The following is a 14,463-nucleotide window of genomic DNA, read 5'->3' as shown; positions in this document are numbered from 1 at the left end:
ACCGCCTCTCATCGGGAGGAATGCGGATCCATTCGATCGCGAACGTCCACACTCCCGGTCAACTCACGGTGCGGATAGGGCATATCGATCCCGGCCGCATCGAGTTGTGCCTTCGCTTGCTCGAAGTACTCCGACTGGATCGACACGATCTCTGCCCGTTCCGGATCGGCGATCCAGAAAAGCACCTGGAGTCCGATATCCGATTCGGCCAACTCCACAACGTGAATTGTTGGCGCGGGCCGATCCTCGATGCTCTCCTGGGTGAGTGCAACCTGTCGCAAAATGTCCCTGGCGGTCTGGATATCGGCGTCGTAATCGATTCCGATCCGACAGGTAACTCGTCGGCGATCCTTGTTTGCGGGGTTCCACACCTGATTAGTCGTCAACTGCGAGTTCGGAACCGTGATGAGTTCGTTGTCGAAGGTGTGCACCCGTGTCACTCGAAACCCGATCGCCTCGATGACACCCTCCGTCTCGCCCCACCGGATCCAATCTCCGATCCGAAACTCCGGATCTAGCACCAGGATGACGCCACTGACGAAATTCGAGAGGATCTCTCGGGACGCGAAGCCGACCGCGATCGTGCCACCGGCCGTGATCGCTGCCACGGTAGTCGGGGTCGTTGCGAGCCCGGAGAGTGGAAGCGCGAGGTAAAATCCCAGCAGGAGAAAGGCGGCCCCCGTCACTTTGTGGATGGTGTGTTTGAGCGTCTCGTCGGCCGTGACCGAGTCGAAGGCGTAATCGACTGTCGGGACGACAACGTACTGTCCGAAGAGATAGACGAGCCCGAAGACGACGATGACGACGGCTAACGACTCCAGGGCCAGAAGCAGCCGCCGTAGCAACGTCAGAAGGGTCGAAATGACTGCCATGGTTTGGAGTACCACGGGCTGATACCTTAATCTGCGGGTGCGAAAGACGTACAGTATCTGGGTGAGTTGAACGAACCGAACAGATGGTATTCGGCGAAGATGACACAGACAGACTGGCTCACGCGCTCGTCGAGGCGGAATTCGGCTTCGATGCCGTCGAACTGGGCTCGCTCCGAGCCGTCTGGGGGCCCGACAACACGTTTATCGAAGTCACTGACACCGAGTCGGGAGAGAAAATCAGGTATCTGGCGGACGACCTGGTCGTCGCGACCTCCGACCGCGAGGTTCGAAACGCACGCAAGTCCGATCAACCGTGATCGGGGCTCACTGCCCCCAGGTCCATCGCGCGTCGAGATAGAAGCGATAGACCCCACTGACGAGAATCGCGACGGCATTCGCGAGGAGATACGGGATCGCACCGAACTCGACCAGGACGAACAGCACGCCGAGTTGCAGCGGGATCGCCGAGCCCCGAACCAGGTTGGTCTTGACCAGTCCCGCATAATATTCGCGACGACCCGTGTTCTTCGCGGCCTCGAAGGTCCAGGCGTTGTTGAGGACGTACTGGAAGAGGATCGTAAACTCGATGGCGATAACGGCCCCAAGGAGATAGTTCAGGCCGACAGCGTCTACGAGCAGCCAGAGTACCAGTAACTGGATGCCCGCGGCGACGGTGCCGACGACCACGAACCGCCGAAGCTGTTCAGCAACCGGACCGCTATGCAATCCGCGGAGGAAAGACCTGAGCATCTACCGATAGCCGAGTGCCGTCAACCGCTGCTCCAGCTCTTCGTTTGCGGCCGGTTCGGGCTCATCGTCCGCCGGCGAGTCCCCCAGTGCGTCCGCATGGGCCGCCACGATACCAGCAAACCGATCCATCACGGCCGCCCCCTCCTCGCCAGGGTCCTCACTCAAATCCGTCTGCTGAGTTGGATCTGTCGGTCGATAGTACAGCTCGCGTGTGTCTTTTGGAACGCATTCGATGTACGTCCAGTCCCGATCCCGCACGCTCACCCAGAGGTCCCCATCGTCGAGTGAACGCGGGATCGGCTGGCTGGTGACTGATTCGCCCCGAACCGTCACCGAGACCACGGGTTCGGGGTGGTCCACGGTGCCCGTCTCCAGACTCGGGGCGAGGGAACGGCCGTCCCAGTCTGCCGCCGGGTCGACGCCCAGAAGATCTGTCACCGTCGGCGGAATCGCGTCGAGTCCCACAGCCGAGTCGACCCGCGAGGGCTCCCTGCCCGGTACATCGACGATCAGCGGGACGTGGATCAGTTCGTCGTAGAGTTTCGGGTAGTGGGCGAGGTGGCCGTGTTCCTGAAACTCCTCGCCGTGATCGCCGGCCAGGACCACCGCCGTCTCACCGGCCTGCCCGCTCGATTCGACGGCCTCGAGCAGTCGACCGATGCTCGCATCAACCTGCCGAACCGCCGCCTGGTAGAGCATCCGGAGTTCCTCCAGGGTCTTCGGCCCGACCTCCCATCCCAGCCCCGTTCGAGTGTGTGCGTGGAGCATCCGATGTGTTCCGATTCGGGAGCCGGAGACCTCCCGAATATATCGTGGAGCCGGTACGTATGGCGTGTGCGTGTCCATGTAGTGGACCCAGATAAAGGACGGCCCGTCCTTCGATTCGATCTCCGCGACCGCCGCTTCTTCCACGTCGAACATGCGGGAGGCATCGAGAAACGGTCGGTCCTCGCTCTCGCCCCGGACCCAGGAGTGCAACCGGCGGATGGGTGCTGTCGCCAGCTGAACCCAGGCTTCGACCGTGGGGTGGGTCGCCAGATAGCGACTGTAGGCGTTCGAACCGACGCTCGCGACGAAGGACTCGAAACTGTCGAATCCCTCCTCGTACCCCCAGTGGTCGGTGAGAAACCCGTTGGCCGCGTTGAAACCCGCCGTCTCGATCCCAGCCTCGGAAAGGACACTCGCGAGCGGCGAGAGCCCCTCGACACCGATCCGTCCCGTCTCCCGAAAGACCGGCTGGGAGGCCATGATCCCGGGAAACGAGAACGGCGTCCAGTTCCCAGTCGCAAAGGCCTGCTCGAACACCGTCCCACGGTCGGCGAGGTCGTCCATGACCGGGGTGTGCCGCGAGTCGTCGTACGGGCTGATGGCGTCCGCTCGCAGCGAGTCGACCGTGATGAGAAGCACATTCGTGGGTGAATCTGAGCTCATGAGTCCTGTGTTGGCTTCCGACTGGTTGGCCAGGTCGTCGCGATCGGGCGAGCGGTCACGTAGGTAGTGATAAAATCGGGACGATTGCACCTATACGTTCGGATTTCGTTGAGCCGGCCGACAGGTTTGTTACGTGGAGGCTTAATGGACAACTGGCAGGGTCAAATTAGTCATCACGGGACTCGGCACTTCTGTCTAATCGGGCTCATTATCAACCGGACAGTTACCACCGAGAGGAGCATTATTGAGAGAAGAGACGTTCCAACATACGCCAATGATACCGTATCGAAGATCATATTTATCAACTGATTGGTCCCAATAATCACGCCCAAAATACCGAACGCTGATAGTGCAACTTGTTTGCCGGCTTGATATTGCATATCGCGTCGGATTTTTATCACATCTCCAACACTAATATTCAATTTGTCTCGTTCTGTGCTCGGAATGCGTATTGAGAGGGATTGGTCCTCACCAAATGAATCTTCAGTCGACTCACTCGGTTCGAGTGCTCCATCTTCCTCCCACGCCGACTGACATCGTACATTTCGTCGTTTTAGATCATCCCCTCTCCAGGATAAGATCACACGATCGTTTTCTTCAATCCCGAGCCTTTTCATGCCATCTTCGTTTAGTCGGACCAGATTTCGGCCCTCATCTCGATCATACCCTGAGAGAACCCGGAAATAGGCATAACTGTAATCTACAAACCAACGGCCAATCCTATTATAGATTTTATGGGAAAAACCAGCAATCGGAGTTGTTTCAGTTGGAATGCGTAACCGAACACTATCGTTGTCCCCTTCGTCTTTGGATTTCACTTGAAGGAGTTTGCGAGCACTTCCATTCAGTCGAATAGTTCCCTCATTCCGGTTCTTGTGATAGTACGTCTCGACTGGTAACTGCAAACGCGCACCGTTTTCGGGATTGACGAGTTCACAGATGCTCCCCTCTTTTAATTCTTCCATATTCGTCATGTCTTCTGCAGATATGTACCCGGCGAGACCATCCGTGGTTATATCACGAGTTTCACTCTCCCAAGCCGAATCTCGGTGCACGCGGAGGTTATCTATCGTATTCGTTTCCACTTCCTGAATTTCAACGGTTGGCGCGTCAGTATTCTCAACAGTAAGGCCGATTTCTTTTTGAAGTTTGGTTCGTATACAGGACCAATAGAGCCCATCTGTGGAAAAATTCTCAGCGTCGTGTTCGCTACTGAATGTAATTATTTGCGCTACTGTCCCTCCTGTTTTCGACCCTTGAGGAGTTAATTTGACGTACTCATATTCGCTCGTATTGTCGAGTTCAGAGAGCAACAATTCCGGAACAATCACCGCATATCGGAATTTATCACCGTCCTCAAAGCTGGAGTCTTCAAAATCGGAAATCGTCTTGCTTACAACCCTCGCACTGACCAATCAGGATCACCCATTATACGGTCATTTTCCTTGACAGTATTAAATTCACTAGGGTCCTCCGAGTCATAGGCAGTTTCAAAGGTTGATTCCCGGAAGTCCTCGTAAAACTGCTTGGCGAGGTCGGTGTCATACATATCATCAATCATCTCTATTCCAGTAATTATTCTACTATGATATGTCTTGTTTCGTGGAAGTGTAGCAGCTATTTGATCCCCAGTGTCAAATTTTGAGAATAGCTGGATCCGATCGATAGCAGTCAGATCCACGTTCGTAACATCATCGACATAAAATTCCAATTTCGGATCTCGAACATCAGCGAATTCGTACACTGACTCTGTCATTTTCACTTGGGTTTGTTCTTCCTCGGTCAAACCAAATATTAGAACTCCGTTGATCCAATCGTTTGGATCGTCCGTTCGGACAACCTCCAACATGGTTCCGCCCCGGGGTGATTCAAGTGAATAGTATCGTCGAAATCCCCATATCTTCGCCGGAACATAGTGAATTCTGTCTGCCCGTTTTTCCCATTCTTCCAACGCGTCTATACTAACGTTCTTGTCAGTATTTCCTTGATATACGTCATCTATTGACGTGTCAAGATCCTCAAACCGCGATACGAGACTTGTGGGGAGGATTAAACTACCGTATGCAAATATTGGTGGCATGGATTAGTAGCCCCCTCTAAATCCGTGTGAAACCCCGACGGAGGAAATTGTAGTCCACATTTACGACTTACCCAGGTCACCTGTTAGTATAGTCCCGGGCGGATTCGAACCGCCGTCATGGGCTGTCTTCCCCCCGCGGAATTCCACGAGAGTCCAAAGGCCCATATGATTGGCCACTACACCACGGGACTGCAATCGGGCATTCGACGGAACCGAATAAAGATGTGACGGGTTCGGCTTACTCGGTCAGTCGGGCTGCGACGCCAGCCTCGAAGTCCTCGCGCAGTCCTTCGACGTCCATCTCCTCCAGGACCGGGACGAAAAAGCCCTCGACGAGCATGTTCCGAGCCCGTTGCTCGGGGACCCCACGGGAAGTCATGTAGAACAGGTCTCGCTGGTCGACCTGTCCCACCGAGGCCGCGTGGGAGGCCTCGGTGTCGTGGTTGTTGATGATAAGCTTCGGCGAGGCGTCGGCCTCGCTGTCGTCGGAGAGCATCAGGGTATTCTCGCGCTGGTAGGAACTCGTGTCCCAGGCCTCGCGACCGACATCCTGGGTGCCCTCGTAAACCGAACGAGCGCGATCGTCTACGACACCGCGAGTGACCAGGTCCGCCGTGGTGTGCTCACCACGATGCCAGACCCGCGAGTCGAGATCGAAATGCTGGTCGTATCGACCGAAAAAGGCCCCGACGGTCTTGGTCTCCGAACCGTCGCCTTCGAGTCGCGTGCCGACCTCGGACTTGCGGAGCCGGGAGCCCAGATTGCCTTCCAGCCAGTTCACCGCTGCGTAGGTGTCCGCGACACCCTCCGATTTGGTGTAGGCGTAAGTGTCGTCGTCGAACTGCTGCAGCGAGCCGTAGTTCACCGTGGCGTTCTCGCCGGCCACGACCTCGACAGTCCCACCGTAGTACCGCGACGCGTCGATCGGGTCGCCAGAGGAACGGCGGTCGACGACGGTCACGGAACTGTTCGCTTCGGCGACGACCAGCGTGTACTCCAGGCGCGACCGGCCGTTCATCTCGGTCTCGATCTGGACCGTTCCAGCGTCGACACCGGCCGGCACGTGGACGACGGTTCCACCGGAGCGCAGCGCCGTCGCCAGCGCCACTAGCCGGTTGTCGAGCGGATCGACGACCGATCCGTAATGCTCCTCGAGGAGTTCCGGGTCCGTCTGGAGAGTCTCGGTGATCGAACGCACGGCGACCTCATCCCCGCCTGCTCGACTCGTCTCCGCGGGCTGGGAGAGCGGGTCGACCAGGGACTCGAAGTCCAGGTCATCCAGGTTGGTCCACTTGCGACCCGGCGTCTGAATGACCGAGGGGTAATCCAGTTCCTCGATCGCTTCCAGCGCTTCAAGACGGGTTTCGAGGAGCCAGTCCGGCTCGTCGAACTGCTCGGCGAGTGCGGTGACGGTTTCGCGATCGACCGCCTCGCGGAACTGGGCACTGCTCATCCCAGACTCCCCTCCATTTCCAGTTCGATCAGCCGATTCAGTTCCACGGCGTATTCGAGCGGCAGTTCCTCGGTGATCGGCTCGATGAAGCCGGCGACGATCATCTGCTTTGCGTCGTCGTCATCGAGGCCACGGGACTGCAGGTAGAAGACGTCCTCGTCGCCGATCTTGCCGACGGTCGCCTCGTGGGCCACGTCGACGGTGGACTCGTTGATCTCCATGTAGGGCATGGTGTCCGAGGTGGACTTGTTGTCGAACATCAACGCGTCACACTCGACGCTGGTCGAGGACTGACTGGCCCCGTTGGCGATGTGGACCAGCCCACGGTAGTTCGTCCGCCCGCCGTCCTTGCTGATGGACTTGGACTCGATCGTGGACTTGGTCTTCGGCGCGTTGTGGTAGACCTTCGCCCCGGTGTCGATGTCCTGACCCTCGCCGGCGAAGGCGATGGTGATGTGGTTGTCCGTCGCGCCCTCGCCCTTGAGGACCGAACAGGGGTAGAGCATGGTCGCTTTCGAACCCATGCTGCCCGAGACCCACTCCATCGTGGCGTTCGCGTCGACCAGGGCCCGCTTCGTGTTGAGGTTGAACGTGTTCTTCGACCAGTTCTGTACGGTCGAGTACTGGACGTGTGCGTCCTCGCGCACGAAGATCTCGACGGCCCCGGAGTGCAGGTTGTGCGTGGCATACTGGGGGGCCGAACACCCCTCGATGTAGTGGACTTCCGAGCCGGGTTCGGCCACGATGAGCGTGTGCTCGAACTGACCCATCCCCTCGGAGTTCATCCGGAAGTAGGCCTGAATCGGCATCTCGACGGAGACGTCCTCTGGAATGTAGACAAAGGAGCCGCCGGACCAGACCGCCCCGTGAAGGGCCGCGAACTTGTTGTCACTCGGGGGCACGGCCTTGGTCATGAAGTGCTCTTTGACGAGCTCGGGGTGTTCCTGGACCGCCCGGTCCATGTTCATGAAGACGACCCCTTTCTTCTCCCACTGTTCTTTCATGTTCTGGTAGACCACCTCGGACTCGTACTGGGCGCCAACGCCCGAGAGGGCCTCCTTCTCGGCCTCTGGGATCCCCAGTTTGTCGAAAGTGTCACGAATCTCGTCAGGGAGATCCTCCCACGTCTCGGCCTCGCCGCGGGTCTCCACGTCCGGCCGGATGTAGGGAATGATCTTCTGGATGTCGAGCTCGGAGAGGTCGGGCTGGCCCGGCCAATCCGTCGGCATCGGCATGTTCTTGTAGTGCTCCAGAGCCTTCAGGCGACGCTCAAGCATCCACTCGGGTTCGTCCTTGTCCTCGGAGATGACCCGAACGGTCTCCTCGTTCAGGCCCATCTCGGACTCGAAGGCCGAGGACTGCTCTTTTTTGAACTCGAAGCGCTTCTCCGTGTCCGCGTCTTCGAGATCGGAATCTGAGCTCATCTGGTAATCACCATTCAGGCCGCCTCGTAGACCTGGTCACGGACCCAGTCATAGCCCTCTGCCTCCAGGTCCTTCGCGAGGTCCGCATCGCCCTCCATGACGATTTCCCCGTCGAGCATGATGTGGACGCGGTCGGGTTCGACGTAATCCAGAATCCGCTGGTAGTGGGTGATCTGGAGGACCCCGGTGCCCTGTTCGTCCCGGAGGGCGTTGATGCCATCCGAGACGTCCTGGAGGCGGTCGATGTCCAGCCCGGAGTCGATCTCGTCCAGGACCGCCACGACCGGTTCGAGGATGGCCGCCTGGAGGACCTCGTTTTGCTTTTTCTCCCCGCCGGAGAAGCCGACGTTGAGGTACCGTCGGGCGAAGGAGGCGTCCATGTCGAGCAGGTCCATCTTCTCCTCCAGGATGTTGTGGAAGTCTTCGACGCTTACTGGGCCCTCGTCCTCGGGACCCTCTCGCGGGCTCGATTCGAATCCCTCTTCCTCGTCGCCCTCCTCCGCGCCGAAGAGCAGTTCCTCCCGCTCCTCGAGTTTCGCGTTGAGCGCGGTCCGGAGGAAGTTCGAGAGGGTTACGCCCTCGATCTCGACCGGGTACTGGAAGCCCAGATAGATACCCAGGGCCGCTCGCTCGTGGGGCTCAAGATCGAGCAGGCTCCAGGTTCGCTTGTCTTCGGGGATCTCCACGTCCGCGAAGTCGCCGTCCTCCAGGTGCAGCCGAATGTCACCCTCGGTCACCGTATACGCCGGGTGCCCAGCGATGACTTTCGCGGTCGTGGACTTCCCGCTCCCGTTCGGGCCCATGAGCGCGTGGATCTCGTTCGACGAGACCTCGAGATCGACGCCGGAGAGGATCTCTTCGTCCTCGTCAGTCACAGTCGCGTGAACGTTGTCGAGTTCGAGTGTCGCCATTGATTAGGTCATCCTAAACCAGGTCCGAGAAACGTTTAATGCTTGCGCATCCGGCGGCCAACCGGCGTTTCGCGCCGATCGAGCCCAACCCTCATGCCCCTCAAACCGGTAGGACGAGCCAATGAGCGAGTCAACTCGCCTCGATGGAGAAACGGCGATCGTCACCGGTGCCAATGCAGGTATCGGAGCCGAAAGCGCGACCCAGCTGGCCGCGGCCGGGGCCGAGGTAGTCCTCGCTGCGAGACGCGAGGACCGCCTCGAAGCGGTTGCGGCGGACATCCGGTCGGCCGGCGGCACTGCGATGGTCGCTCCGACGGACGTAACCGACGAGCAGGCAGTCGCGGCACTGGTCGAGACCACTGTCGAGAAGTTCGGTAGCGTCGACATAGTGGTAAACAACGCAGGCGTCGGCCGCGGGGACAGCGTCGCCGAGATGGAGACGGAAGCCTATCGCCAGATGATGGACGTCAACGTCGATGGCGTCTTCTTCCTCACCCGAGCGGCCCTCCCACACCTGATCGAGAGCGAGGGGAATCTCATCTATATCGGCAGTTTCGCCGGGCAGTATCCACGACCGTCCAATCCCGTCTACGCCGCCACGAAGTGGTGGGTTCGGGGGTTCGCGAAAAGTGTCATGGCTCAGGTGGGCGAGGAGGGTCTGGCCGTGTCGATCATCAACCCCTCCGAGGTCCGGACCGAGTTCGGGAGCGAGGACGGGCAACCATTCCAGGAGCGGTTCGAGCCAGGATCGGTGAGCGAACCCGCCGAGGTCGCCGAGGCCGTCTGCTATGCCGCAAGCCAGGACCACTCAACCGCCGCCGAGATCGACCTGTTCCGGCGGGATAAGTTCGCGGCCTTCGAGAAGAAGCGCTAAACTGGCAAACTTTTTCCGGCCATTTGGCGACGTAGCCCCATGGACGCCATCGCGATGGACCACGTCAACCTGCGAATTCCGGCCGCGGGGCGAGACCGCGCCGTCGAGTTCTACGGGGAGAAGCTCGGCTTCGAAATCGAACTCGAAGACGCCTTCGACGCGGGAGACCGGCCGTTTTTCGCAGTCCGATTGACTCCACAGTCAGTGCTCCACCTCTGGCCCGACCCCGAGTTCGAGCCACCGCAGAAACAGAACTTTGACCACGTGGCCATCCATCTGGACGCCTCGATCGAAGCGATCCGCGAGGACCTGGCTGCGGCTGGCGTCGAAAGCGTCGACGACCGGGAGGTCTTCGGTGCCATGGGCACGGCCCGCTCGGTGTACGTTCGGGATCCGTTTGGCTATCTCGTGGAGCTCAAAGCCCGGCATAACTCCGTTTCGGATCGATAGGTGCGATGGGAACCCTTTTGCGTGTAAGGGGTAGACACACCATCAATGACCACGGCCGAACGTGAACCCGAATTCTTCCGGGATCTATTGGACTCCGTGGTCCAGCTGTCGCCCGATCTCATCTACTTCAAAAACGCCGATCACGAGCTCGTTTACGTCGGGCAGACCTACGCCGATCTCTTCGGTACGAGTCGGGAGGCACTGGTGGGCAAGACCGCCCGGGATCTCTGGCCGGAGGCGGAAGCCGAATCAGTCCTCGCTGACGAGCGGCGTGTGCTGGATGGCGATCCGGTGATCGATCGTGAGCGACAGGTCACCCACCCCGACGGGACCGAACACTGGTACTCGATCCACAAGCTCCCGCGATACGACCAGGGACGGGTCGTCGGGTTCGTCGCCATCGACCGCGAGATCACGGCCCGAAAACGCCGCGAACGGGAGTGGCGGCGCATGAAACGGGCAGTCGACTCTTCCGGTCATGCCATCTACATCACCGACCCAGCTGCCACTATCGAGTACGTCAATCCGGCTTTCGAACAGATTACCGGCTTCTCGGCGGAGGTGGCGGTCGGCTCCACGCCTCGAATTTTGCGCTCCGGCGAGATGGACGAGGCGTACTACGAGCAGATGTGGGAGACGATCCTCGACGGGGAAGTCTGGGAGGAGACCGTCGTGAACAAACGCCAAAGTGGCGAGCAGTATCACGCCCATCAGACCATCGCGCCGATCAGCACCGACGGGGAGATCGAAGCGTTCGTCGCCATCCAGACGGACATCACGGACCGCGTGCAACTCGAAGAGCGCCTCTCCGTGCTCAATCGGATTCTTCGTCACGACATCCGCTCCGCGGTGAGTGTCATTCGGGGGAACGCCGACCTGGCGATGGAAAGTACCCGGAAGCCCGACACGGCCCTCGAGACGATCCGCTCGGAGGCCGAACGCCTGCATCGACTCGGGGAGAACGCCCGGTATGTCGAGCGAGTCCTCTCCGATAGGCACCGGCCGACCGAGACGGTCCAGTTACAGGAACTCGTTCCGGCCCGGGCAATGCGGTGTCGCCAGGAGTTCCCCCATTCTTCGATCTCCTATGACGTGCCCGACACGGCCGTGGTTTCGGCTTCGAGTGACATTCGTGAGGCACTGAGCGAACTCTGCTCGAACGCCATCTTGCACTCCGATCACGAGGACCCAACAGTCGAGATCACCGTCGAGGAAGGGGAGAACTGGGTCGCCATTCGGGTCGCCGATGACGGCCCAGGGATTCCCGCGGACGAAGTCGCACCCCTCGAACGCGGCGGCGAGTCGGCCCTCGAACATACGAGCGGACTCGGGCTCTGGGTCGTTTACTGGATCGTTCAGGAGTCCGGGGGCCATCTTGCCTTCGCGGAGAACGATCCTCGTGGCACGGTCGTCACGCTCAGGCTTCCGGCCGCAGACGGTTTGGACTGATCACATGTACTGTCCGAGGCCGGTCTGGGTCTGACCGTCTCGAACTTCCTCCCAGGAGATGGAAAGCGCTTCGAGCACTCGGGCGATCGGGCCCTTCAGGGTCTTTTCGAGCATCTTGTCCCAGTCCACGCTGAACTCCTCGGGTAACTGATCGGCATACTCATAGCAGATCACGTCCGGATCGCGCTTGAACTCGAGGTAGAGGTCCGTCTCCGCGATGTCGGGTTCCTCGGCCTCGATACGCTGCCAGAAGGATGGATGGACTTTCTTCAGATACACCCGTTTAGGTTTGCTTCCTCGCGTGAAGTTCGTTCCCAGCAGGAGGTTCGCGTACTTCGCCCCGCGAACGTGGGCCGTGTCAGTCTCGTAGTCGGTCAGGCGTTTGCCGATCCCGCCCGGGATCCCGACCTGGTCCAGGTCGACCTGCCCGTCCTGGAAGGACTCGATGACGTCGTGAACGTACTCCTTGGTGCCCTCGATATCCCCCTCCGTGACGATGCGTTCGATCACGGTCTTCTGGACCTCTTTCGTGATCGGGGCGATGTCCGAGCGTTTGTACTCGAAGCCCGTGATGTCGATGTCATCGACTTCCTTGCCCTCCTTCCAGACGATGTGACCGGCGTAGCGTTTCTTCTTGCCCGCCTGGAAGAAGCGTCGATAGAGCTTCTCGAACTCGATCTGGAAGCGATGTTCGTCGGCGTCGAGTTCCCGCTTTGCGAAGTCGTCGTAGGACTGGTTGATGTAGGCCTCGAGTTCTTTGGACCGGTCGATGGCCTCCTCGACGGAGACGCCCTCCCCGAGTTCCAGCATCACACTGTCCGTGTCGCCGTAGATGACCTCAAGCCCCTGTTCGTTGGCGGCCTGTTCGGTGAACTCGATGACCGAGCGACCGGTGGCGGTGACGGCGGCCCCCATCTCCTTGTCGTACAGGCGGAACCGCTCCCAGCCCAGCACCCCGTACAGGGAGTTCATGATGACCTTCACCGCGGCCTGCTGCTGATCGTAGAGCCGGTAGTTCTCGCTGTCCGGATCGTGCTCGTTCCGCCGGGCCTTCTTTTCCTCCCGTTCGCTGAGCAGTTCCGTGACCATTTCGCGGATGATCCCGTCCGGTTCGGTTCGAAAGTGCGTGCCGTTCGGGGCCCGGTAGGTCGAGCCGTCGTACTGGTCGGGATCGACTTTCGTCTCCGGCGACGCGTTGATGGTCACCATACACATCGGGTACAGACTCTTCAGGTCCAGGACCGTCACCATCTCGCGGACGCCCGTTATCGGATCGAAGACGGCTCCACCTTCGTAATCCTCGCTCTCCTGGGTTCCCTTCGAGGGCACCGCGAACTCCCCGAACACCTTGTGGAGCACGTACATGTCCACTGCATCCCCCGGGGTGGTGGCGTCCTCCAGTTTGCACCCGACGAACTCCGCGACCTCCTCCCAGAAGTCGATGATGTTCTGTCGCCGGTCGATCTCGACACAGAGTTCGACGTCACGGATGTTGTACTCGAGCAAGCGCTCGGGGTCCTGTTCCCAGAGGTCCCCGATGTCCCCGGAGTATCGCTCTTTCCCGACACCGACTTCCTCGGCGGCCACCGCCTCCAGGCGGTAGGAGTCCAGTTCGGAGAACTGGGTGCGCTGATAGCCATACAGGAGGTCGAAGACGACCCGACCCTTGATGCTGGGCCCCTGCCAGTCGCTGCGCCAGACCTCACCAACGCGTGAGAGACGGTCCGAGTCGAGACCTAGCACGTCGAGTCGATCCAGGAGGTAGGGAGCGTCGAAGTCCGCGAAGTTCCATCCTGTCAGCACGTCCGGGTCCGTCTCGTCGATGTAGTCCAAAAACGCCGTGAGCATGGCGGCCTCGTCCTCGAATGCTCGAACCTCGATCGAGGGGTCGTCCTGGAGCGGGTCGTGATTGGCCAAGGTTTCAGGGGTCTTCCCCGCTCCCTCGGGTGCCTCGTAAAGCCAGGCGATATACTCGTCACGATACGAGTCGTGACTGGAGATGCTGATGATCGGTTCTTCGCCGTCCTCGGGGAAGCCGGATCGATCGTCGACTTCGATGTCGAACGTGTTCACCCGGAGGTCGGGGCTCATGTCGATCGGGTCGACCTCGGTCGCGTGCGCGTAGATGGCCCCGTCCTCGCCCCGCCGCAGCGGCACCGTGACGCCACTCGTGATGTCCCGATCGACCAGGAAGCGGTTCGGGAAGAGGATGTCCGCCTCGTAGTGGTCGAACTCGTCCCGGATGTTTCCGACATCCCGCGGGGTCTTCGCGTAGATCCGGGTCAGGTTCTCGCCACGGATGCTCTCGAAGCCCGCCTCGTGGCCGGTGATTACGTCCCTGGTGAGATCACCGTCCGCGAGCGAAGCCGTCGGGGCATAGAAGTAGGGGCGAAATCCGTGGACACGGACGTGTTCGAGGTCGTTGTCCGCCGTTCGCCCGAAGACGTGAATGACCGGGCGCTCGTGTTCGCCCGACCCTTCGACGGTGTAATCGACCTGCGTGACCGCCAGGTCGATGGTTTCCTCGACGTCGGGAAGGGCATCTGCCTCCGCGGAGATGATCTCGGAGACGACCGGGTCGGCGTCCCCGGCTACCGCCTCGGCCTCCGCCACTCGCGAGTCGACCGCGCCGCCGGGATCGCCGCCGAAATTCGAGAGGTCCGCGTTCTGCATTGCATGACCGTTGGTGGGGCCTAACTGAAAAGTCAACCGGGAAGCGGGGAAAGGCCTTTACTATGTGACCACATACCAAATCACGAGGTGACTCCC

13 protein-coding genes and 1 tRNA gene are annotated in these 14,463 nt (G+C 59.9%); 4 read left to right on the top strand and 10 right to left on the bottom strand.

Going from position 1 to position 14,463, the window contains the following annotated elements; genetic code table 11:
- Window positions 1–8: 8 nt before the first annotated feature.
- Window positions 9–872: a mechanosensitive ion channel family protein gene (locus HSR6_RS05120; RefSeq protein WP_071933030.1), complete on the bottom strand. Its 864-nt coding sequence runs from the start codon at window positions 870–872 to the stop codon at window positions 9–11.
- 83 nt (window positions 873–955) lie between these two features.
- On the opposite strand from HSR6_RS05120, the gene HSR6_RS05115 reads away from it, so the two are divergent.
- The gene (locus HSR6_RS05115; protein WP_070364890.1) at window positions 956–1,189 is read left to right on the top strand and encodes a hypothetical protein; all 234 of its coding nucleotides are present in this window, start codon (window positions 956–958) and stop codon (window positions 1,187–1,189) included.
- Window positions 1,190–1,196: 7 nt separating this feature from the next.
- Here HSR6_RS05115 and HSR6_RS05110 read toward each other — a convergent pair whose 3' ends face one another.
- The 8 genes from HSR6_RS05110 to HSR6_RS05075 all read right to left on the bottom strand — a co-directional run bounded on the left by HSR6_RS05110 (window position 1,197) and on the right by HSR6_RS05075 (window position 8,921).
- Window positions 1,197–1,622, bottom strand: coding sequence for a GtrA family protein (locus tag HSR6_RS05110; RefSeq protein WP_070364889.1), 426 nt, complete (start codon window positions 1,620–1,622; stop codon window positions 1,197–1,199).
- A complete protein-coding gene (locus HSR6_RS05105) occupies window positions 1,623–3,053 on the bottom strand; it encodes a sulfatase (RefSeq protein ID WP_071933029.1) in 1,431 nt (476 codons plus the stop codon). It abuts the gene before it with no gap.
- A 173-nt stretch (window positions 3,054–3,226) separates the two neighbouring features.
- Entirely contained in the window at window positions 3,227–4,468 is a 1,242-nt protein-coding gene (locus HSR6_RS10895; RefSeq protein WP_148661808.1) for a hypothetical protein, read from the bottom strand.
- Window positions 4,447–5,133, bottom strand: a complete 687-nt coding sequence (locus tag HSR6_RS05095) for a hypothetical protein (protein WP_148661807.1) — start codon at window positions 5,131–5,133, stop codon at window positions 4,447–4,449. The genes HSR6_RS10895 and HSR6_RS05095 overlap by 22 nt, the downstream gene beginning before the upstream one ends.
- A gap of 89 nt (window positions 5,134–5,222) precedes the next feature.
- Window positions 5,223–5,324 (bottom strand) — tRNA-Gln (locus HSR6_RS05090).
- A gap of 47 nt (window positions 5,325–5,371) precedes the next feature.
- Complete coding sequence (sufD, locus tag HSR6_RS05085) at window positions 5,372–6,586, bottom strand: Fe-S cluster assembly protein SufD (protein WP_070364888.1); 1,215 nt, start codon at window positions 6,584–6,586, stop codon at window positions 5,372–5,374.
- On the bottom strand, window positions 6,583–8,010 hold the full coding sequence (sufB, locus tag HSR6_RS05080; RefSeq protein WP_071933026.1) for a Fe-S cluster assembly protein SufB: 1,428 nt from the start codon (window positions 8,008–8,010) through the stop codon (window positions 6,583–6,585). Before sufB ends, sufD begins: the two co-directional genes overlap by 4 nt.
- Window positions 8,011–8,024: 14 nt before the next feature.
- Window positions 8,025–8,921, bottom strand: coding sequence for an ABC transporter ATP-binding protein (locus HSR6_RS05075; RefSeq protein WP_071933025.1), 897 nt, complete (start codon window positions 8,919–8,921; stop codon window positions 8,025–8,027).
- Between the two features lie 121 nt (window positions 8,922–9,042).
- On the opposite strand from HSR6_RS05075, the gene HSR6_RS05070 reads away from it, so the two are divergent.
- Genes HSR6_RS05070 through HSR6_RS05060 form a run of 3 tightly spaced genes read left to right on the top strand, consistent with a single transcriptional unit; the run spans window position 9,043 to window position 11,694 of the window.
- On the top strand, window positions 9,043–9,795 hold the full coding sequence (locus tag HSR6_RS05070) for an SDR family oxidoreductase (protein WP_071933024.1): 753 nt from the start codon (window positions 9,043–9,045) through the stop codon (window positions 9,793–9,795).
- Window positions 9,796–9,834: 39 nt separating this feature from the next.
- Complete coding sequence (locus HSR6_RS05065; protein ID WP_071933023.1) at window positions 9,835–10,245, top strand: VOC family protein; 411 nt, start codon at window positions 9,835–9,837, stop codon at window positions 10,243–10,245.
- Window positions 10,246–10,290: 45 nt separating this feature from the next.
- Window positions 10,291–11,694 (top strand): PAS domain-containing protein, encoded by a 1,404-nt coding sequence (locus HSR6_RS05060; protein ID WP_071933022.1) that lies wholly within the window; start codon window positions 10,291–10,293, stop codon window positions 11,692–11,694.
- Here the strand turns inward: HSR6_RS05060 and HSR6_RS05055 are convergent, their stop codons facing one another.
- Window positions 11,695–14,367, bottom strand: a complete 2,673-nt coding sequence (locus HSR6_RS05055) for a DNA-directed DNA polymerase (protein ID WP_071933021.1) — start codon at window positions 14,365–14,367, stop codon at window positions 11,695–11,697.
- Window positions 14,368–14,463 lie beyond the last annotated feature (96 nt).

The organism is Halodesulfurarchaeum formicicum (genome assembly GCF_001886955.1).
In the GTDB taxonomy this organism is placed as follows: Archaea; Halobacteriota; Halobacteria; order Halobacteriales; family Halobacteriaceae; genus Halodesulfurarchaeum; species Halodesulfurarchaeum formicicum.
This window is presented reverse-complemented; position numbering and strand designations above follow the sequence as displayed.

Coding starts and splice junctions, on each gene's coding strand:
- HSR6_RS05065 (WP_071933023.1), top strand. CDS start 9,835: ATGGACGCCATCGCGATGGACCACGTCAACCTGCGAATTCCGGCCGCG.
- HSR6_RS05110 (WP_070364889.1), bottom strand. CDS start 1,622: ATGCTCAGGTCTTTCCTCCGCGGATTGCATAGCGGTCCGGTTGCTGAA.
- HSR6_RS05120 (WP_071933030.1), bottom strand. CDS start 872: ATGGCAGTCATTTCGACCCTTCTGACGTTGCTACGGCGGCTGCTTCTG.
- HSR6_RS05095 (WP_148661807.1), bottom strand. CDS start 5,133: ATGCCACCAATATTTGCATACGGTAGTTTAATCCTCCCCACAAGTCTC.
- HSR6_RS05075 (WP_071933025.1), bottom strand. CDS start 8,921: ATGGCGACACTCGAACTCGACAACGTTCACGCGACTGTGACTGACGAG.
- sufB (WP_071933026.1), bottom strand. CDS start 8,010: ATGAGCTCAGATTCCGATCTCGAAGACGCGGACACGGAGAAGCGCTTC.
- HSR6_RS05060 (WP_071933022.1), top strand. CDS start 10,291: ATGACCACGGCCGAACGTGAACCCGAATTCTTCCGGGATCTATTGGAC.
- HSR6_RS05105 (WP_071933029.1), bottom strand. CDS start 3,053: ATGAGCTCAGATTCACCCACGAATGTGCTTCTCATCACGGTCGACTCG.
- HSR6_RS05115 (WP_070364890.1), top strand. CDS start 956: ATGGTATTCGGCGAAGATGACACAGACAGACTGGCTCACGCGCTCGTC.
- sufD (WP_070364888.1), bottom strand. CDS start 6,586: ATGAGCAGTGCCCAGTTCCGCGAGGCGGTCGATCGCGAAACCGTCACC.
- HSR6_RS05055 (WP_071933021.1), bottom strand. CDS start 14,367: ATGCAGAACGCGGACCTCTCGAATTTCGGCGGCGATCCCGGCGGCGCG.
- HSR6_RS05070 (WP_071933024.1), top strand. CDS start 9,043: ATGAGCGAGTCAACTCGCCTCGATGGAGAAACGGCGATCGTCACCGGT.